The sequence below is a fragment of the Akkermansia sp. JRP_AM1 genome (genome assembly GCF_049262625.1).
Classification (GTDB): Bacteria; Verrucomicrobiota; Verrucomicrobiia; order Verrucomicrobiales; family Akkermansiaceae; genus Akkermansia; species Akkermansia massiliensis.
The window spans coordinates 2,402,905-2,421,906 of the sequence record NZ_CP118234.1; the positions used below are offsets into that span (position 1 = coordinate 2,402,905).

The following is a 19,002-nucleotide window of genomic DNA, read 5'->3' on the forward strand; positions in this document are numbered from 1 at the left end:
AGGGGCGAAGCAATCTAACGTAAAGGTGTGTAATATACCATAAAAGATACAAATTGCAACACGTTTATCATTATTTCGGTATTTACGCCTTTTCCCACTTGTCGAGGGTCTCCACGTACACGCCGGATATCTTCCCGCCGTCCATCGGCTCGATGTCGCCAAACTCCGGATTGAGTGGGTGCAGGGTGTACTCCAGCTTCCCTGTTTCCGGATTCTTTTTCCGGACCAGCTTTTTGAGAGTGACTCCCCGTTCATCATAATATTCGACAATGGTTCCGACCTTGGGGATGGGCGGTATAGTGTGCTTACGCATTACAACCAGGGAGCCGTCCATGATGATCGGTTCCATACTCTTGCCTTCTACTCGCAGTATGTATTCATTTTTACCAAGCGGCCGCGTTGATTTGATAGCATAGGGAACAGTGTCTCCTGCCTGTAGGCCGCCGGCGGCGATATTGCCAATCACGTTCAGAGAGTAACTTTGGTTATTTATGGTGGCCACAGCTGGCAATGAATCAACCGGGGAAAACTGCTTAAGGGAGACCACTTTTTCTTTGATTGCGTTTTGGAAATACTCCTGAGCGGCGTTTGCAAGAGCCTGATTAACAAACTGGATGAAGGTTTGCTTACTGGAAGCCAGTATCTTAGAAATAGCTTCCCATTCTTCATCCGTGAAATCAATTGTGATACCTGAAATAGGGTTTCTCCCACTTACTTCATTCATTAGGCGTTGAATGAAAAGGAACTTAGCTGTGGGAATGTGTCCCTTAGAAAACCAGTTTTTGACCGCCCCTTCTGAAACGTGGCATTGTTCGGCAAGCCATGAGTAATGTTTTTTTTGGGACTTGAGCCAGCTTTTCACTTCTGCGAGGTCTTGCTTCATATGAAACAAGAGTAATATTTTTATGACTAAATGTCAATCTATTATGGGGAAAGGTAATAAAAAACAACTTTCCCTCTTGATTAGAAGTCATCTTTTTATTACTTTGAGTTCACCAACTCTGAGAAAATGTGAAAACAAACAACCACCATAGCGGACTTTTTAATAGTGGAAAACTATTGCCTACGGTACGGCATAGTCGTGTGAAGATGCAGCGTAGCATCAAGCCATTCCTCTGTCGTCAGACCCCGTCTGGCCGCCTCAATCTGGATAAGCCGGTAACGCTCATTAGATACTCTGATATGGACGTCTGTTTCCCTGTATACTTTGGCGTAGTGGCTATCAATGAGGTTGTCCAGCAGCCGTTGCTTGTCAGCGGGGATAGGGACTGTAGACAGCCATTTGTCTATCATGCCTTTTTTGACAGCACAGCGGTGCGCCAGTTCTTCCCGAGTCATGCGGGTGTCTTTCAGAAATACCCTGATTTTAGCCTTGAGGTCATCCATACGTGCATTTTTCGCATACAGGAAATCTTGGCAAGGCTTTTCTTGGATATTTTCTCCAATGGGAAATATTTATTGACTTTTGTTAGATATGAGAGAAAAAATGTTTTCGCAATCCAATAAAAAACCAAGTTATGAAGATAACAACCCAACACCACCACATACCTGGCTATGAAAGAGCCTTAGTCTGCGTCCTGTGTTTTGCGCGGAGACCGGGAGCCCTGTTCCCCTGCCATGTGAGCCACCTGCACCGCCCATTTGGCAATACCGTCCGCCGTAGGTTCAAATCCGCTTTGCGCAGCCCAGGCAGCAAATTGACCGTAGGTTTCAGCGTCCAGTTTCAGAACAAGGTCCAGGGCACCACGGCATTCACCAGTCACGCCTGGAGACAATGGCTCCATCAGCTTTTTAATCAACTCCGCTTTGGCAGGAGGAATTTTACCAGCAGTAGAAAGCCATGCGTCCACAGTTCGTTTGTCAACAAAAAGCTGATCTGCTAACCACTTCCTGCTTTTCCCGGTCACTTTGAGCCATTCCTGAATCTCCTGCTTTAGGGCGTCCATGCCCTTAACAATACGAGATTTTTAGTAATCTGCAAGTCCTTTTTGCGAGCGTTATACAAAATATTTTGAATAATATCGTTGACAGATACATTTTTTTTCGTAATACAGAAACCAGAAACACGATTTACAGCCATGATCGAAATCAAAATCCCCATCGAAAAAATTGCCGCAGACAAGGCGGCAAGCAAGGCACTCATCCAAGAGTGCGTTGAATCCGGGAAGGCTCCGGAAGACGCCTTCCTTGACATTCTCAAAAGGCGCGGGCTTCCCTCAGCCCAGAAGAAGAACCCCGAACCCAAGAAGCCCGCGGCATGAATAGGCCTCTTACAAGAACAGACCTGATGATGTTCCGAGAAGAGAATCCGGAGACCTTTTATCAGTTAATGCCTGCAATGCGTATTCATGTATTGCCTGGCAAAGTGAGTAAGGTCGAAAGGGCCTCTGTAAGTTACGAGATTGTCACTAAGGAGGGCATCCCCTGTCCTGCAGATGACGCAGTAGGAACGCAGGTTTTTAACAAGTGGATCATAGACGTTAAGATGCGTATTGGGAGTTTTGTGAAGAGCCATGAGAAGTTTATAGTCATCGCTTTCCGGAGCTTTGAGGATGCGCTTTATTTTTTTTACTGCCGTTCTTTTGAGGTAGAACTTGCTCAAATGGGGGTTGAGGTATCTGCACCCCATTGTGAAGGAGGAAACAATGAGACAGGCAGTACTAAACAAAGCGATCAGGTCCAGCATGTACATGTTTTTTTGGCAGAATGCCGTGAGCTGGACGAATTGAGAAGGGCATGCAGTCGCGATGTGGAGAAGTACCCAGGTTACGCAGATGATGGCTGCGAGCTTTTTACTGCCGAGCAGTTTGAGAGCCTGCTGAATGAACGGGTGCCAATCCATGCACAAGAGTGTACCCGATAACCAGGAACCATTCAATTCTAACAATGATTATCGAATACGACACCGAAGACCGCTGCATCCGCGTGGACGACGTAGCCGTGAGCCACGCAGACGCTGAAAAGCTGATGGCGGAGCACGAAACCGCAGTGGCGGCCCTCGAAAACGCCCTGGTGCAGTACGAACGGGATCACGCCACGACGGACAACCCTGACGGACACCATGACTGACCTGGAACCCGAACTGATTGATGTGCTCAAGCTACTCGGCTGGCACGAACTGTAACCTAATGAAATACTATGACCTACCCTGAAACAGAATTTTACGACTGCAAGACTCTTGCTCTCCTGTACGATTCCGACCGGGATGTGATCAAGAAGACCGTCCATGAGTTGAAGGACAAGGGGCATGTGATTGAGGTCCTGTACTGGGGCAAGCAGGGCAAGATGAAGGTGCACGGCAAGCAGTTCCGAAGAGCGCTCCTGCGGGAATATGGAGAAGGAGGAATGAGCAAATGAAGGCGTTACTTCGAGCCTTGGCCATTGGTACATGCCGCCTGATTGCTGGCGGTGCCTGTGGTTTGCTCATTGCCGGTACAGCGTGGCTCATCGTGGAAATGGACAACAACGAACTACAGGCGGGGAAGAGTCCGCATTCCGGATTCACGCCCGACTGCCCGAAAGCTTTTGACGGCTTCGCAAAACCGTCCCGCCCCTCGAGGTTCGAGGAAAGCAATAACCAATAGAAAACCAATACAATGGATAATACCACCGAAGAAAAGAATACGCAGCCCTGGCCCTGCACGTCAGACGAAGCATGCTGCTGCGATCCAGTAGCCGAACAAGCACCCGTCACCGTGGATATGATTGAAGAAGCGTATAACCGCCTGGAAGAGCTTGTGAATCAGTGTAAGACCCCTGTCATTCTGCATATCAAGATTGAGAAGGGTGAAAGTGTGAACAGCAGGACTTCTACCTGCAAAGCTGTTACGAAAATGGCCGGCGCAAAAAGTACGGAATGGCTTGCGGCTCGTGGCTACTTGGAAGCCTCCGGAATTTGTTTCTCCGGCAATCCCGAAACTATTTCTTTGGGAGTGAAGCTTGCTTTTAAGGAAGCCCACAGGAGAGCTGGCTTAAATCCCATTGCAGACATGCTCGGAATCGCGGGCTGCGAATGCGAGGAATGCCAAGACTGATTCAGTTGGCCGGGGCCAGCGCCAACTGGTCCCCGGCCTGTTATCAATAACTAACCCAATAGAATACTAATAACGTGAATACGAATACAACAAACGAACTCACCAATCAAGCACCAGGCAATCCTTTTGCCGTTCAGGCTCCCGCCAGTGGCGGAGCCCTGGCTGCCATGACAAGCAATGCAGCCGTTACTTCCGTGCTGGCTTCCATTTGGATCGCCAAGCAGTTTCCGCGGGATTTAGCTGAAGTGACCTTGAGAATGAAACAGGCTTGTGCTCAACCGAAGTTGGCGCAATCCGCCACTTATTCCTATCCCCGCGGAAATACGACCGTGACGGGCCCTAGCATCCGCTTGGCGGAAGCGCTGATTGGCGCATGGGGCAATGCGGAAGCCGGATGGAAGGAAGTTGCCCGCCATTGGGACCCGAAGGGAGCAGATGGAAACGGCTGCAATGTGTCCGAATGTCTTGCCTATTGTTTTGACAAGGAGACCAATGTTCGCCGGGAAATTGCTTTCTCTGTACCTCATACCCGCGATAAGAATGAGACTGATTCCAAAGGGAAAAAGACTGGAAAAATGCTGCGTGTCGCCCTTGATAACGAACGGGATGTTTACGAACTGTGCGCCAATATGGCTTCTCGCCGCATCCGCGCCTGCATCTTGCAGGTACTTCCCGGCTGGTTGACTGATGAAGCGCTGGAAGCCGTAAAAAATACGCAGGAGAGTGGATTTAAGCGTGATAAGGCTGATATTCTCCGATCCCTGGAAGCTAATTTTTTAGCTTATGGAGTGACGCGCGCCCTGCTCGAAACCAAATTGGGGCACAAGCTTGAAGAAATGACCGTAAATGAATTGCGAGATTTAAGCAATATTTATAACGGCATTGTTGATGGTATGGTGCGGGTGAAGGAAGTGTTCCCGGATGACGACCAGCCCGCCAGGAAACCCGACCTGCCGAAGACTCCTGTATCTGCTCCCGCTCCCAAGGCGGCCCCCAAGACGACGCAGGCCCCGCCGCCTGTAACCGCTCCGGCGCCGGAAGACGGTATTCCCGGCCTGGATGTACCGGAGGATGCGCCCTCCTTTGGCACTTTTGAACATTAACCCCTGACTTACTGACCTTATGTTTGATACAGAGATCATCGAGGACGAACGGCAGGGGCTGCCCAGCGCCAGCGGGATGCAGAGGCTTTTCCTCTGCCCCGGAAGCTGGAATGCAGAAAGGAAGTGCCCGGTGGACGAAGAGAGCGATGATGCCGCCCTGGGAACCATGCTGCATGTCCACATGGAGCAAGGGACAATGCCGGAGGACCCGGAGGACGCCGAAGCCGTGGCTTGGTGCCGCGAGACGGAAATTTCCCTGTGTGAGAAGTACCTGGAAATGTCGGATTTCAGCAAGGATTTGTTGAGAGAACAGTTCATGCGCGAAGTGCGGTATTTTGAAAAGGATGGAATGTTTTCCGGGAAGCCTGATCTGGTAGTTTACTGGGGCCGCAGAGCGCTGGTGATTGATTACAAGTTTGGCCACCTGCCGGTGGCGGCTGCCGAGTGCAATTTGCAGTTGAGCGCCCTGGCCGTGCTGGTGGCAGATTCCAAGTGTGGCTACAGGTTGCCTGAATTTGAAATGATAGATGAGGTGTTTGTTTGCATTTTGCAGCCTTATGCGAGCCGGAAGGAACCTGCCGTGTGCCGGTACACTCGCGAGAGCGTGGAGCAGGCACGGGCGTTTTTCCAAACCTGCATCAAGCTGGCGCAGGACGAACACGCTCCGCTGAAACCCAGCGAGAAGGCTTGCCGGTATTGCCGGGCCCAGTCTTCCTGCCCGGCAGTGTCTCTGGCCCTGGTGAACGTCACGTCCGGGGATTTAACGGCTGCCTGGGAGCAGTGGACCCCCGAAAAGCGTCGGGAAGCTTATGACCTCGCCAAGCTGGCGAAGAAGTGGGCGGCTTCCGTGGAAGGTAAAGTGAAGGCGGATCTGAAAGCCGAAGTGGATATTCCCGGGCTGGTTCTGGCCCCCGGCAAGAAGGCGTTTACGATCACGGATGCCGCGGCGGCCTTTCAAATCCTCAACGGTTTGTTCCCCGATGGCATCACGGCACCGGCGTTCACGTCCTGCTGCAAGGTGGGGATTACCGACCTGGATAAGCTGGTGCATTCCGTGCGGAAGGCCGCGGATGCTGGCGCCAAGGTAGCCGAGTCCAAGGATTGGCTGCGGAAGACGCTTGCAGGGTGCGCAGAAGTGAAAGTCTCTGATGGCTCCGTGAAGGAGATAGGGGGAGGTGCGGCATGATGACCACGCTGACCATTACCTTGCCCCATACGCCGCGCTGCCTGTCGCCCAACGCCAAGGCCCCTCTCACGCAGAGGGGGGCCATTGTGGCCGGCTACAAGAAGACGTCTGCCAAGCGCCGCGCCCGAACAATGGCCGGTGCCGTGACGCAGGAAGCCCTGAAGGGCCACAAGATGCAGCCGACGCATTACCGGGTGATCTGGTACTTCAAGGGCAACAAGCCGGACGCGGACAACTGCCTTGCCCGCTGCAAAGCGTACCTGGACGGAGCCTGCAAGGCCATGGGGATTGACGACAGGACGCTGGATTGTGCGGGGATTGACCGTGTGCATGACTTGGCGAAGGCAGGGCAGGTAAAAATTGTGTTTGAAAGGAGGTTCCCATTCAAAAAATCGTGTGCAAACTGTGAAATGAACGAAGGTGATTATTTTTGCTACACCCACGGAATCATAAGCGATCTAAAAAACTGCTGTCGTGATTGGACCCCTACCAAGGAGGAAGAAAATGACGCCTGAGCAGAAAGCCTGGTTTGAGTATGGGCGCTCCCGCGGCTGGCTTAAAGCCCACAGAAGCAAAAAGTATTTCGCGGATGTGCCCGATATGGGGCTTTCCTTTTGGCATATGCAACGCAACATGTGCGGATTAAATGCACTTATCCGCGACACATGGCGGAAGCGGGCCGCGTGCAGGGCGTGGATGTCTTTAAAGGAGCGAAATTGCAAAAATTGCATGCACCTTCATCGCGACATGAAATCTGGTTCCCCTTGTTTTTGTTGCACAGGTATTGACGACGAAATTCCCAATAACTGGGAGCCGAGAAAGGAGGGAGAATGAACACGTTTAACACTCCAAAAACCGAGAAAACCACGAACGTCTGGCTCACTCCGCGCTACGTATTGGATCTGCTGGGGCATTTTGATGTGGACCCCTGCGCCGCTACTGTGCGCCCGTGGGATTGTGCCCGTGTTAACTACACCGTGGAGGATAACGGCCTTCTGATGCCATGGGAGGGGCGCGTATGGCTTAACCCTCCTTATGGGAATGAAGCAGAAGCGTTCATGGAGCGCATGAGTATGCACCAGGGCGGAGGGCTGGCGCTCATTTTCATGAGGTCGGACACGCGCTGGTTTCAGCGGTGTGTGTTGCACCGTGCCCGGTATCTGTTCCTCTGGAAAGGCCGCATCCGCTTTTGCCGCCCGGACGGAGAAACGCCCGGCAACCAGCCCAACGCTCCGAGTTGCCTTGTGGCGTGGGATAACCAAGAAGCGCCCCTGTTGTACACATTGCAGAATCAGGGGCATGGAAAGGTGGCTGTATTATGAACACTAGAGCACCACGGAAAAGGGCTCTGGCCCGATACCTTGGAGGCAAGAACAGAATCGCCCCCTGGATTATCAGCTTTTTCCCGCCTCACAAAATCTATGTTGAACCGTTCGGAGGTTCCGGGGCTGTGTTGCTTAACAAGCAGCCTGCATGGATGGAGGTCTATAACGACCTTTATGACCGGGTGGTGAACTTCTTCGAGGTTTTGCGCGATACGGAAAAATCCGCGCGGCTGGCCAGTCTGTTGGAATTGACGCCATACGCACAAGAAGCCTATGCCAGGTCATTTGAAATCGCGGAAGATCCAGTCGAAGATGCTCTCCGCTTTGCCGTCAACTCCATGATGTCCTACGGCGGAGGTATTCACAAGCCGGGGTTCAAACGTAATGGTCTATTGAGAACAACACCCTACCCGCAGACATGGCGGGAATATCCGGCCGTAGTGCGAGAATGTGCGGCCGAACTCCGGAACCGGAATATCGAGATCAACAACATGGATGCTCTGCAGGTCATGTCCCGGTACGATACGCCGGATACACTGCATTACGTGGATCCTCCCTATGTGCAATCTACCCTCGGCAACCGCGTGAGGTACGCGCATGAGTACGACCAAGAGGACCATGAACGGCTTCTTGTTTTCCTCCAGACCTTGAAAGGCAAGGTTGTCCTATCCGGCTACGATTCCGAGCTTTATTCCGCCTATCTGGACGGCTGGCGGAAAGAATGCAAGGTCTCCCACGACACACAGGGCGGCAAGAAGATTGAATGCCTGTGGCTCAACTACAACCCCCAACTGACGCTTTTTTGATATGGCAACATCACGCATGATACGAGAAGGGTTTCTCGATTCGGAAAAGGTAGCGGCTTTGTCGTGGCGAACCGAGTGTTTCTTCCATCGGCTTTTGCTGGTGGCGGATGACTACGGCCTGTTTGACGCTCGACCAACGGTATTGAGGACTCGCTTATTTCCCCTGCACCTTGACAAAGTCAGTAACCAGGACATTCAAGACTGCCTCCATGAAACGGAGGAAGCCGGGCTTGTAAGGGCATACTGTGTCGGGGGCAAGGATTATGTGCAGATCATCAATTTCGGGCAGCGCAGACAGAGTAAGCCCAAGTTCCCGCTTCCTGACGGTGATTCACCGTGTAATACAGTGAGTCACGGTAGTTCACGGGAATCCACGGTGAATAACGGTGAGTCACGGAAATCCACCGCTTATACGGAGACGGAGACGAAGACGTATACGGAGTCGGAGCCGTGCTCTGTAAACAGGGGTGTAGAACAGTTCCCACGGAGTGCGGAGGAAGTGCGGCTTTTCATGGCGGCCCAGCTTATGACTCCCAAGGGAGACGAACTGAAACGGTGCGCAGAGTCGTTTTTTGATGATTTCAGCGCCCGTGGCTGGCGGGACAGCAAGGGGATTCCTCTTGCCGATTGGAAGCCGGCGGCCCGCAAGTATGCCCGCTCCTGGGCAACCAATAATGTGCAGCATGGGCGGCAACAAGGTCCATCTGGACGGAAGGACGCCAACGCAGGAAGGAGATACGAATGATGGATGATATTCAACACTTGGCTGGGCAAGTTGCCCTTGCGCCATCTCAAAACGGGATTGTCCGCAATTACAAGCCTGTACGGTACGATATGGGCGGCTTTGACGAGCGAGTGCACCCAGAGGTTCAAGCCATGCACCGCGAGGCACAGTGGTTCATCAACGACGTGGTGAACAAGGTTCGTCCGCGCCGCTGGCTTTCCCTGTTGGGGGCTTCCGGGGTGGGCAAGACGCATCTGGCGGAGTCCGTGAGGACTGCATTGGTCAAAGAGCGCCCCACGATTCCAATCCAGCTTTGGAAGTGGCAAAAGGTGGTTTCCATGCTTCGTTCCGGGGACTGGGCATTCGTGGAGTATCTGGTCAAAGAGGTGTACGTGCTGATTCTGGACGACATCGGAGCTGAGAACACCACGCCTTCCATTCTGTCCGCGCTGAACCGTGTTGTTGACGGACGGCTCGGGAAATGGACGATGCTCACCTCCAACCTGCTGCCGAAACATATCGGGGAACATTTGGATGCCCGTATCGCCTCCCGCCTGTACCGGGGCGAAAACGTGGTATGCAGGGTCGAGGACGCGCCGGACTACTGCTTTGAACGCTACATGAGAAGGGAGGGAGAATGAACGAGTCGTCAGTCAGAAAAGACCTGTTGCGGAACATTGTCCGCCAGAGGGTGCGGCCGTCGCAACTGCTTATCCTGATGGAGGTCCGAGATCATCCGGGAAGAACGTCACGGGAGATTGCTGACAGGTGCCATCTGGACCCCAGCAATGTATCCCATCGGCTGGATTACCTTGCAAAGACTGGCGACGTGGTGAAGACGGGATCACGTCCCTGTGTGCATTATTTGAGCAAGCAGGGGCGTGATTTCCTCGATGGAGTTGAGGATTCAAAGCCAGCAGGTTGATGCTACTGGCAAGAAACGTTGACACTCGGCAACTCGACACACCGAAAAACAGGAGGGTAAAATATTGGTATGAAGAGAGAGGGTAACAAATCCAGGACGACGGAGAAGAAGAAGGAGTTTGCAAGGCTCTTGGTAGAGACAAAATTGTCCAAGGCGGACGCATACCGTAAGGCATACAAACGCAAGGACATGAGCAATGAAGCGGCAAGTAAGGCGGCTTCCCGTTTGTCCAAAGATGCTGAAATTGTGCGAATGATTGACGAATTGAACGCCCAGTTGAATAAATCCGCCGTGCTGACCAAGCAGGAACGCATGGAATGGCTTTCCCGCGTTGTGACAACTCCCATCGGTGATATTGACAACACGTCAGAGCTTTGCCAAGAGTCTTCCATTGATGAAAATGGCATGAAATTCAAGATGCCATCGAAAATTGCAGCCATTGCCGAGCTCAACAAGATGGATGGAGCCTATGCACCAGAGAAGATGAAAGTAGATGCAGGAGAGAACTTTATGATTCTTTTGGCGTCCCTGCCATTTGATCCTCCCGTAAAGTCCGGCAAAAAGTAGTGACACTCGGCAACTTGAGATTTTTCCGGGTTTGCCTCATGAAGGAGGCATGCTTAATTTTCTGGGGATTACACGCCATTTGTCCACGACAGCCGGCTATGCCAAGCGCATAGGCTGGCTTTTGCGTGAGGACGTGACTCAATCTCCGTTCCCGGTAACGGGCGTTTCTTTTGCGGGCACCGTGAAAACGGAGGAAGGAGAGCTGCCCATCACAATCGAGCATGGCGAACAGGAGAATTACCTGGAGCTTACCTTTCCCGCCCTTCCTATTGGCCGCTGGCCGTATGCCATCCACGCCCAGGACGAATCCGGAGAGGATTTACGGCTATTTGCGGGTTACATCGGTGCCGTGGAGTCGGTCCCCCCATTGAGGCTTCCACGGTATACGATATTCCGGTGATGGGCATTGCGATTCCTATCGAGGCAGGCAAGACCATCAAGGCGCAGTGGCTTTCCAACACGGCGGCTTCCCTCGCCGCCCAGCAGGCACAGCAGGATGCTTCCAGTACCCGCACGGACGCGGAAACAGCGAGTCAGGCAGCCACGACGGCAACCGGAGCAGCCACTACAGCCACGGAACGGGCCAATGAAGCGGAAGGCTATGCCGGCGCCGCTCAAGCCTCCAAGGTGGCGGCTGGCAATTCAGCGGCCTCTGCCAGCACGTCCGCTGCTGATGCAGCCCGTGACGCCAGGAGCGCCAATGACGCCAAGGCAGCCGTGGAAGGGATTGTTTCAGATTTTACGCAGACGGTCAGCAACGGAGAACAGACGATCAGCGCGGCCAGGGAAGAGGCTGTTTCCGCCATACAAGCCAAGCAAGCTGATTCCGTTCTTGCTGTAGGGCGAGCGCAGAAAACCGCCACGGACAAGGTAGCCAGCGCACAAGGCGCTGCTGTCACAGCCGTGGAAACGGCAAAGACGGAAGCCGTGCAGGCAGTGCAGACGGTCCAGGCGGAAGCCATGGAGGCAATCACGCCCTTTGTCGAACAGGCTGAAACCGCCAAAGGGGAAATAGACCAGGCGGAAGGCAGAATCAAGACGGCGGAAACCAATGCGGCAACCTCCGCCAAGAATGCCTCTGACTCCGCCACCGCAGCCCAGCAGGCCCTTGCCGCCATCCCGCAGGTGGACGCGGCGGGCAACATGACGCTGGCCGGCGGTCTGACTGCGACGGGCACCGTTACTGCCAACGGCGGCGTTCGCGTGCCGCTGCCTGCCACGGCCCAGGAGGCTATCTCTTACGAGGCGCTGATAGAGCAGCGGGCCGCAGATGATTGGCGGCGGATGGGGTACTACATGGAGACCCTGATCCCCTCCTGGGTAACTACCATTGTGAGGCAGATGCAGATGTTCGCCGCTTATAATGTGGGCACGGCCAACGTATCCATCAAGGAGGGCGTATACAGTAACGATTGGCAGGACATGCTGGTCACGATGACCAAGGCTGCCGGCGTATCTCTGATTGGTTGCAGCACTGGGGCGTGGAAGTTTGCCAACTACATGGGCAATAGCCGTAATAGAGATTATGCCGCCGCCTCTGTGTGGCGCATCATCGGCTCTGACAAGGTGTCTATCCTGCTGGGGAGTACGGCGCAAGGCTATTCCTCGGCGACCAATCCGGCGGCGGATTGTTATGCGCATCCCATCCATTGGGTAGATTATGCCTGGGATAATGCAAATTACAGATACCCGCTGATCAACTCTGTCAACGGCGCAACCAGCAGAGACATGACGCCCGCCTGGCAGGTGACGATCTACCCCAAGGGCTACCTGGGCAGCAGCACGTCCTGCCTGTTGCGCGGCACGGATTACGGGCGGGATGTAGGTGATCAGCAGTATATGTGGGCATTGGCGCCCAGCGTTACTTATCTTTCTGTGGCGATAACTCCCCGGCAATCGGCTGACCACGCCAATGTTGAGAATCGCTGGGAGATGTTTGTGGACGGCCACTACGTGATGCCGATGACGAGCCTGTTTTGCGGGAGCGGCAACACGGCCTGCTTCACGGCAAAAGCCAAGGCTCACGAGGTGAGCAGTACCATGCAAGTGGGGCTGCGGATGGGAGGCATGAGGATTGACACAGCCCCCGCGCTGGGAGTCAACGATGTCTGGCCGATCATGGAGCGCGTTGTGATGCGTGATGCGACGGTCAAGCCCGTGCCGGAGGTGACGGCTTCCGCGCTGGAGGTGGGAGCGGAAGGCGGTGAAGTAACGCTGACGGTATCCTCCACACTGGCGGAGGCTGTGTACGCCATTAACGACACGATGTGCGGGCATGACCCCGCCGCCGTATGGTGCAGCCAATCCGCGGAGCAGATACCAGCCGGAGGCGGCCAAATCACCCTGACGCTTGCCCCCAACACGACCGGGCAACCCCGGCAAGTGTGGGTTTTTGTCGGCCACCACTATGCCCAGACCGCTGTCGTGGAAATCAACCAATTAGCGCAATAACACCATGCAAGAGATACATTTACAGTTTCCCAACCCAGGACAGTGGGACGAATTTGTCATGACCGCCAGATTTCCAGACAGCAACGGCTTTGTGTGTTCCTACCGCTACACGCAGGACGGCATCCCAGCCGACCAAGCCCCGGCCCTGGCGGCAGCGGTGGCCGCGATTGCCAGCATGGGCGAGGACTGGCAAGCCTCCCAGGTATGGGCGAGGCTGGTGCAGGTGACAACTCACGGAGATGACGTCGACAGGCCGCCGACTGCCACCGATGCCGTGGCGCTGTCCGTCGAGGCCGTCAATACCCAGGGCGGACGCCGGACGTTCACGCGGGTGGACTACCCGGAATTCGTCATCACGGACCCCGCCGCCGTGGCATTTTTCAAATACTTCACAAAGCAAAACCATGAGTAAGTTAAGTGACGAACAAAAGAAGGCCGCCCTGGAGGCGGGGAAGCAGGGCATGAAGAATGCCTACGAAAAAAGCAAAACTAAACCCGGCCTGAAATGGTGGGAACGCCTTTTGTGGATGGTCCTGGCGGGGGCGGCCTATGCGGCGTCCGCTTTACTGGGAGGCTGCGGGCATACCATAGACGTGACTGCGGAGCGGACGGAGATATGCAGGGACGGCGCGTGCGTGGTGCTGGAACCGGGGCGCCTGTCCTACAGCCAGGCCCAGCCCACCACTGACGTGCCGCCCGTCGTTCAATCCCTTAAAAAGTAAGGCCATGTGCAAACCCCTCAAGGAATATCTGGGAGTGATCCGTGATTATACGCGCGAGATCGTCACTTTCGGCGGTTTTGTGATAGCCGTGTTCATCTACCTGGATTTCCGCGAGGTGGTGAAGGAACAGACTACCAACGCGGCTCATACGGCGGAGATTCTGCGGACGATGGATACTCGTCTCCAGCATTTGGAGAATTACCACCAGCAACAGCTCCAAAAACGGGACTACCCCCAACTGTAAAGTTTTTCTTACAAGTTCTAACCAGTTCTACAGGAAATAGTTTATAACTTAATTAACCATGCCGGAACAATACCTTTACCTACTCGTCATTAAAACTCCTGGACGCAAGCAGGAAATGCACATCCTGCCGAGCAGAAAGCAGCGTACAGCCTACAAGGCCCAGCACGAAGAATGGCACCTTAACAGCACCTACGCGGAATACGACGTACCAGATCACCTTATCAACCAATACCTGAACAAATGAATATCGCTTTAGACATCGGACATGCCAACAATACCGGCTCCCGCGGCAACGGACTGGAAGAACACGCCACGGCCAAGACCATCGCGGACCATCTCGCCCCCATGCTGCGGACCCAGGGGCACGCCGTCACCGTCATTGACTTTCCACGCATGGATAACGACGACGACCTTGCCGCCACCGTCAGGGCCATCAACGCCGGAGGCTATGATATTTCCCTTTCCCTACACTGTGATTCTGCGGGATCAGCTACTGCCTGCGGTGCCCATGTCTGCCATCACCGCAATTACCACAGCGACGGTTCTTACACGGATTCTGCGCGGGGCAAAGCATTGGCCAAAGCCATTGCCGGGCCGCTGTGCAAGCTCATGCCGGGGCGCGCTGACCATGTACAGGCACGTCCTGACCGGTCCTGTAAGCCAAACAAGACCAGCCTGTATGTGCTCCGCAAGACCGTGCCGCCGGCAGTGCTGGTAGAGTGCGGTTTCTTGTCCAACCCCGGAGACGCTTCCGTGTTACGCGATACTCCCGGCGCCATTGCCCGTGCCATCGCGCAGGGCGTGGATGCCTATAACCTCAACCAGTAAATTACCATGGGCTCCATCTTCAAACCCAAAGTCACACAAGCCCCGACCCCGCCGGCAGTAGAAGAACCTCTGAACCCGGCCGCCACGGAGAAGTCCGTTTCGGACGCATCGGAGGACGTACAGACCAAGAGCAAGCGCAGATTGAAGCTGTCCGACACGGTGAATAATCCGAATCTGTCCGGCGGCCTGTCCACGCTGCGCAAAACCCTGGGATAACAGTCATGGAGGTACGCGATTACATTGCCCTGGCGGATAACCTGTGCACGGAACGCGCCGCCTTTGAAGGCGGCTGGGATGAAATGCGCCGCATCATCATGCCCAGAGCCACGGGCAATGCCCATCCAGACAGCGTACCGGACAACGGCGGCGGACTGGAGCACAGTGATGTTGCCAATAACAGCCTGAAAAAGCTGGCTTCCGCCCACCTGACGTACATCACGCCTTTGGACAGGCGATGGTTCACACTTCGCCCCGTTGGCTACAAGAAGGATGGGAATCAGACCTTGAATGACTGGTACAACAAGGCCACGGAAGTGATGGAGCGGGAGCTTGCCGTTTCCAATTTCTATTCAGTCATGCACGAGGTATATCTGGACCGTTGCCTGACCGGGACCGGCTGCATGTTCTCCGAGATGAATCTCAACAAACAGCTGATTTTTAGGCACATCCCCACGGGCACTTATGCCATTGCAGAATCGGAGTCCGGAGACGTGGACACGCTGGTGCGCTGGTTCAGGCTGACAGCTCACCAGGCTGCACAGAAATGGGGAGAAGAAGCCCTGGGGGCCAAGGTACGGAGAGCTCTCAAGGATGCAAAGCGCCGGTATACGGATTCTTTCGAGTTTGTTCAGTGCGTGCTTCCCAATCAGGCTGGCAGGCTGCTTTCCAATAATTTGCCAGCCAAGAAGAGGCCGTGGCAGGACGTGATTATTTCCCTGGACGACAAGAAGATTGTGTTTGAGAGCGGTTTTTACGAGTTTCCGTTCCTGGTAACACGCTTCCTGCGCTGGGGCGATAGTCCCTACGGGGTGAGTCCTGCGTGGCACGCACGGCGCACCATTCGCATGGCTATCGACATGGAGAAGATTCTGTACACGCTGGGACAGACGAAGGCTTACCCAAGGCTTTTCCTGCTGGCTTCACAGTACGGTGATGTAGACTTGCGCGCCGGCGGCCAAACCACCATTTCTGCCGAAGCGGCCAATCTCGGGCTCCCACGCGAATGGGGTACACAAGGGCAGTATGATATTGGACTGGAATACCTGCGCGGACTGTACGCCAAGATTGAAGAGGCTTTTTACGTTCCCATGCTGGAGACCGTTTCCCGCATTGACCGCCAGATGACGGCCACGGAGGTAGCGGCCCGGGAAGCTGAAAAGGTGCTTGGATTTACCCCCTCTTTCACGTTATTCGTGAGCGATTTCCGGATGATGTGCCAGCGGATTATGGCATTGCTGTACCGCGCCGGCAAGCTGCCGGACCCGGTGCCAGGCGTGTTTGAGACCAACCGCCGGGGAGTCCCCACGCGTTTGGCTGTTCCACAGGTGCTGTTTATGGGCAAGATCGCCCAGGCGATTGCCCGGACGCAGACGGACGGCTTGATGACGGCCCTCGAATCCATCGGCACCCTATCCCAGATGACCGGACGGCCGGAGTTGCTGGATATTGTGAACCTCATCAAGGCCGGAGAGCTGATTTACGATTCCAAGGGCGCTCCGATGGAGTGCAAGGCGTCGGAAGAAGAGATGCAGCAGAAGGAGACCGAGAGGAAGCAGCAGCAGGAAGCGGCCACGCAGGCTGCCCTTGCGGAACAGTCCTCCGTGGCAAACAGGAATAACGCCCAGGCGCAACAAGCTTTACAAACAGCATGAAGACAAATCCCCAGGATGAGTACGAAAAGCGCATGAAGCACCGCAGAAGGATTTTCCGGGAAGCTTTCAGAAATCCGGAAGTTCTGGCGGAGCTGAAGAAACATTTCCAGACCGACCTTCCCTGTTTCCAGGGGGCGGCCGGTTCCTACGACCCCCTTGACGCCATGCGCCGAGATGCCTACCGCGAGATGATTTTGTTCATCGAAATGGTAGTAGGCAACAACAACGAACCAGAAGAAGAAACCACAGAGTAACCACTATGTCCTTATTCAGATTATACCACAACCGATTCCTCCGTGAAGAAGCCCCTGATAATGGAGGCGGAGGGAATCCTAACCCTCCCGCTGCGCCTGGCCGCCCCAGTCTGGCCGACCCCGTGCCGGATCCAAACACGGCTCCCGCCAATCCACCGGCTGACCCGCCTCCGGCAAATCCGGAGCCTGGGAAGACCGAACCTCCCGCCCAGGAGGATTACGTGCTGGCCTTTGACGAAACGTTCACTGGTGACGAGACGCTGCAGAATCTACTGACCGAAACCGGCAAGGCTCACGGGCTGCCCGTTGAGGGGCTTTCAGCCTTCATTAAGGACATGGACACCCGCATGGCGGCCAATGCGGCCGAACAGCAGCGGGCCCAGGAGGCGGCCATGAATGAGGCGTGGAGCAAGCTTGATGGCGAATGGGGCCGTGACAGCGACGCCCGCCAGATGCGAGCGGTTCAAATGGCTGCGCGCCTGTGCCGCATGGCCGGAGTCGAGCAGAGCGTGTTCAATGAGATGGGCATTGCCGATCATCCGGCCATGTACAAAATCCTTGATGCGGTAGGCAGGCTCCTGGATGAACCGGCCCTTCCGGTTCCACCCGGGCGACAGGAACAACAGGCCCGCGGCGAAGCCCAGCGCATGATGCACGACCCGGAACACCCGGATTACGCAGCCTTCCACAATTCTGACAATCCGCGCTTTGCCGAGGTAAGAACCAAGTACATGCGCCTGATGGGTGCGTGAAGTCAACCCGGCTTTTTACCTGCAAGCCCTGTTCCTGGTCTGGGAGCAGGGCTTTTTTAAGGCAGGAGTTCCGGCAGGGATTCAGCGGCGGAACGCAACTGGTCCGCGGAGGGGCGGATGTATACGCTATGCACGGCGGTGGAATCATGCCCCACCAGTTCCATAGCCAGCCCCTGGGAAACGCCGGAAGCCTGCAACATGGTGGCGGCCGTCGCCCTGATGCTGTGGAATGACTTGCTGTTCATTCTCCGACGGCGGCCACCGGCAGCTCCGTGCACCACGCCGATGCCGTGCGTTCTCAATAACAACCCGAACTGGGCGGAAGCCCCATCCCCTAACGCAAGGAGCGGGGCATGAAGCAATGCGTCCGCTGGTTCCCCCTCTTCCTTCCAGCGGGCAAGCGCCCACTGGTAAAAGCCTTCTCTCATGGGTTGGTCCATCCAGCGCCCCGTCTTGCCTGTGTCAAAGCGCACGACGCGGCGCTCCCAGTCAAATTGACTCCAATTCAACCTCAAAATATCCCCCAGCCTCTGGCCGAAGGTCTCAAATGAGCAGCGTACCGCGGAACTCCACAGGGGAGGGAAATGCTCAATCATGTAGCGTATCTCGTCCAGGGTGAACGCTTCCTTGTGCAGTTTCTCGCCCGCGCGGTCCGGGGGAATGGAAACGCCGGTGCACGGGTTGCGGTCAATCACTTCGGAATCCACGGCGTCCGTGAATGCCTGGGAAAGGGCGGCCAAATCCTTGGCCACCGTCTTCTGGCGCACCTCTTCACGGCGGGCTGCCACGAAGCCCTTGATGTCCGCCTTGGTGATCAGGCGTAGCGGGGCATCAGCCCGACCGCCCAGATAAGCGTAGAAATGCTTGTAGGCCGTCCTGGCGTTGCGTGCCGTGTCTTCCGACACCAGCGCCGCCTTGCGCCTCACGTAGTCGTCGCACCAGGCACGCACGGATACATTATTGTGCGCCTGATATTCTTCCGCCTCCGCACAGGCAATCTGCACACCCCGCTGGTAGGCGAGCCGTTCCGCCAGCTTGGCTGTGATGCGGTCGCCCTCGAACTCTCCGCCATTCACAGGCACCTTGGTGGAGCGCCGCCGCATCTTGCCGTCCGGCCCTTGGAATGTTACCATCCAGTAAGGGGAAGATTTTTCCTTGTTGATGGACAGACGGCCGCTGTAGAAAGGCTTGCTCATACCTGTAATATTTC

At 55.1% G+C, this 19,002-nt stretch carries 29 protein-coding genes; 23 read left to right on the forward strand and 6 right to left on the reverse strand.

Going from position 1 to position 19,002, the window contains the following annotated elements; translation table 11 throughout:
* Positions 1-82 precede the first annotated feature (82 nt).
* The 5 genes from PVA48_RS11450 to PVA48_RS11470 form a co-directional block, all read right to left on the reverse strand.
* On the reverse strand, positions 83-883 hold the full coding sequence (locus PVA48_RS11450) for a S24 family peptidase (protein ID WP_215833357.1): 801 nt from the start codon (positions 881-883) through the stop codon (positions 83-85).
* A gap of 173 nt (positions 884-1,056) precedes the next feature.
* Positions 1,057-1,386 (reverse strand): hypothetical protein, encoded by a 330-nt coding sequence (locus PVA48_RS11455; RefSeq protein ID WP_215833356.1) that lies wholly within the window; start codon positions 1,384-1,386, stop codon positions 1,057-1,059.
* A 179-nt stretch (positions 1,387-1,565) separates the two neighbouring features.
* The gene (locus tag PVA48_RS11460) at positions 1,566-1,946 is read right to left on the reverse strand and encodes a hypothetical protein (RefSeq protein WP_215833355.1); all 381 of its coding nucleotides are present in this window, start codon (positions 1,944-1,946) and stop codon (positions 1,566-1,568) included.
* Positions 1,934-2,143 carry a hypothetical protein gene (locus tag PVA48_RS11465; protein WP_215833354.1) on the reverse strand — a complete coding sequence of 70 codons (210 nt, stop codon included), beginning with the start codon at positions 2,141-2,143 and terminating at the stop codon, positions 1,934-1,936. The genes PVA48_RS11460 and PVA48_RS11465 overlap by 13 nt, the downstream gene beginning before the upstream one ends.
* Positions 2,144-2,326: 183 nt before the next feature.
* Positions 2,327-2,842: a super-infection exclusion protein B gene (locus tag PVA48_RS11470; protein ID WP_423231764.1), complete on the reverse strand. Its 516-nt coding sequence runs from the start codon at positions 2,840-2,842 to the stop codon at positions 2,327-2,329.
* 44 nt (positions 2,843-2,886) lie between these two features.
* Here PVA48_RS11470 and PVA48_RS11475 point away from each other — a divergent pair, with 44 nt between their 5' ends.
* The 23 genes from PVA48_RS11475 to PVA48_RS11585 all read left to right on the forward strand — a co-directional run bounded on the left by PVA48_RS11475 (position 2,887) and on the right by PVA48_RS11585 (position 17,792).
* Entirely contained in the window at positions 2,887-3,069 is a 183-nt protein-coding gene (locus tag PVA48_RS11475; protein WP_215709503.1) for a hypothetical protein, read from the forward strand.
* Between the two features lie 69 nt (positions 3,070-3,138).
* Positions 3,139-3,357 (forward strand): hypothetical protein, encoded by a 219-nt coding sequence (locus PVA48_RS11480; RefSeq protein ID WP_102731760.1) that lies wholly within the window; start codon positions 3,139-3,141, stop codon positions 3,355-3,357.
* Positions 3,358-3,596: 239 nt separating this feature from the next.
* Positions 3,597-4,034, forward strand: a complete 438-nt coding sequence (locus PVA48_RS11485; RefSeq protein WP_215709504.1) for a hypothetical protein — start codon at positions 3,597-3,599, stop codon at positions 4,032-4,034.
* A gap of 74 nt (positions 4,035-4,108) precedes the next feature.
* Positions 4,109-5,137, forward strand: a complete 1,029-nt coding sequence (locus PVA48_RS11490) for a hypothetical protein (RefSeq protein ID WP_215709505.1) — start codon at positions 4,109-4,111, stop codon at positions 5,135-5,137.
* 19 nt (positions 5,138-5,156) lie between these two features.
* A complete protein-coding gene (locus PVA48_RS11495) occupies positions 5,157-6,323 on the forward strand; it encodes a DUF2800 domain-containing protein (protein WP_215709506.1) in 1,167 nt (388 codons plus the stop codon).
* Positions 6,320-6,838: a hypothetical protein gene (locus tag PVA48_RS11500; RefSeq protein WP_215709507.1), complete on the forward strand. Its 519-nt coding sequence runs from the start codon at positions 6,320-6,322 to the stop codon at positions 6,836-6,838. The genes PVA48_RS11495 and PVA48_RS11500 overlap by 4 nt, the downstream gene beginning before the upstream one ends.
* Positions 6,839-7,153: 315 nt before the next feature.
* Positions 7,154-7,645, forward strand: a complete 492-nt coding sequence (locus PVA48_RS11505) for a DNA N-6-adenine-methyltransferase (RefSeq protein ID WP_215709508.1) — start codon at positions 7,154-7,156, stop codon at positions 7,643-7,645.
* Positions 7,642-8,454, forward strand: coding sequence for a DNA adenine methylase (locus tag PVA48_RS11510; protein WP_215709509.1), 813 nt, complete (start codon positions 7,642-7,644; stop codon positions 8,452-8,454). The genes PVA48_RS11505 and PVA48_RS11510 overlap by 4 nt, the downstream gene beginning before the upstream one ends.
* A gap of 1 nt (position 8,455) precedes the next feature.
* Positions 8,456-9,199 (forward strand): hypothetical protein, encoded by a 744-nt coding sequence (locus PVA48_RS11515; RefSeq protein ID WP_215709510.1) that lies wholly within the window; start codon positions 8,456-8,458, stop codon positions 9,197-9,199.
* 131 nt (positions 9,200-9,330) lie between these two features.
* Positions 9,331-9,819, forward strand: coding sequence for a DnaA ATPase domain-containing protein (locus tag PVA48_RS11520; RefSeq protein WP_215709511.1), 489 nt, complete (start codon positions 9,331-9,333; stop codon positions 9,817-9,819).
* On the forward strand, positions 9,816-10,103 hold the full coding sequence (locus tag PVA48_RS11525; RefSeq protein WP_423231765.1) for a MarR family transcriptional regulator: 288 nt from the start codon (positions 9,816-9,818) through the stop codon (positions 10,101-10,103). The genes PVA48_RS11520 and PVA48_RS11525 overlap by 4 nt, the downstream gene beginning before the upstream one ends.
* A 69-nt stretch (positions 10,104-10,172) precedes the next feature.
* Positions 10,173-10,670, forward strand: coding sequence for a terminase small subunit (locus PVA48_RS11530; protein WP_423231766.1), 498 nt, complete (start codon positions 10,173-10,175; stop codon positions 10,668-10,670).
* A 49-nt stretch (positions 10,671-10,719) separates the two neighbouring features.
* Positions 10,720-11,070: a hypothetical protein gene (locus PVA48_RS11535; protein ID WP_423231767.1), complete on the forward strand. Its 351-nt coding sequence runs from the start codon at positions 10,720-10,722 to the stop codon at positions 11,068-11,070.
* A complete protein-coding gene (locus PVA48_RS11540) occupies positions 11,067-13,121 on the forward strand; it encodes a hypothetical protein (RefSeq protein WP_423231768.1) in 2,055 nt (684 codons plus the stop codon). Before PVA48_RS11535 ends, PVA48_RS11540 begins: the two co-directional genes overlap by 4 nt.
* Positions 13,122-13,125: 4 nt before the next feature.
* On the forward strand, positions 13,126-13,533 hold the full coding sequence (locus PVA48_RS11545; protein WP_215709515.1) for a hypothetical protein: 408 nt from the start codon (positions 13,126-13,128) through the stop codon (positions 13,531-13,533).
* On the forward strand, positions 13,526-13,843 hold the full coding sequence (locus PVA48_RS11550; protein WP_215709516.1) for a hypothetical protein: 318 nt from the start codon (positions 13,526-13,528) through the stop codon (positions 13,841-13,843). Before PVA48_RS11545 ends, PVA48_RS11550 begins: the two co-directional genes overlap by 8 nt.
* Positions 13,844-13,847: 4 nt before the next feature.
* Positions 13,848-14,087, forward strand: a complete 240-nt coding sequence (locus PVA48_RS11555) for a hypothetical protein (RefSeq protein WP_215709517.1) — start codon at positions 13,848-13,850, stop codon at positions 14,085-14,087.
* 58 nt (positions 14,088-14,145) lie between these two features.
* Entirely contained in the window at positions 14,146-14,331 is a 186-nt protein-coding gene (locus tag PVA48_RS11560; RefSeq protein WP_102733277.1) for a hypothetical protein, read from the forward strand.
* A complete protein-coding gene (locus tag PVA48_RS11565) occupies positions 14,328-14,915 on the forward strand; it encodes an N-acetylmuramoyl-L-alanine amidase family protein (protein WP_423231769.1) in 588 nt (195 codons plus the stop codon). The genes PVA48_RS11560 and PVA48_RS11565 overlap by 4 nt, the downstream gene beginning before the upstream one ends.
* Before the next feature lie 6 nt (positions 14,916-14,921).
* The gene (locus tag PVA48_RS11570) at positions 14,922-15,131 is read left to right on the forward strand and encodes a hypothetical protein (RefSeq protein ID WP_102722413.1); all 210 of its coding nucleotides are present in this window, start codon (positions 14,922-14,924) and stop codon (positions 15,129-15,131) included.
* Positions 15,132-15,136: 5 nt separating this feature from the next.
* The gene (locus PVA48_RS11575; protein ID WP_215709518.1) at positions 15,137-16,786 is read left to right on the forward strand and encodes a portal protein; all 1,650 of its coding nucleotides are present in this window, start codon (positions 15,137-15,139) and stop codon (positions 16,784-16,786) included.
* Entirely contained in the window at positions 16,783-17,040 is a 258-nt protein-coding gene (locus tag PVA48_RS11580; protein ID WP_102733280.1) for a hypothetical protein, read from the forward strand. Before PVA48_RS11575 ends, PVA48_RS11580 begins: the two co-directional genes overlap by 4 nt.
* 122 nt (positions 17,041-17,162) lie before the next feature.
* Entirely contained in the window at positions 17,163-17,792 is a 630-nt protein-coding gene (locus PVA48_RS11585) for a hypothetical protein (RefSeq protein WP_423231770.1), read from the forward strand.
* 56 nt (positions 17,793-17,848) lie between these two features.
* On the opposite strand, the gene PVA48_RS11590 is transcribed toward PVA48_RS11585, so the two are convergent.
* On the reverse strand, positions 17,849-18,988 hold the full coding sequence (locus tag PVA48_RS11590) for a tyrosine-type recombinase/integrase (protein ID WP_102733282.1): 1,140 nt from the start codon (positions 18,986-18,988) through the stop codon (positions 17,849-17,851).
* Positions 18,989-19,002: the final 14 nt, after the last annotated feature.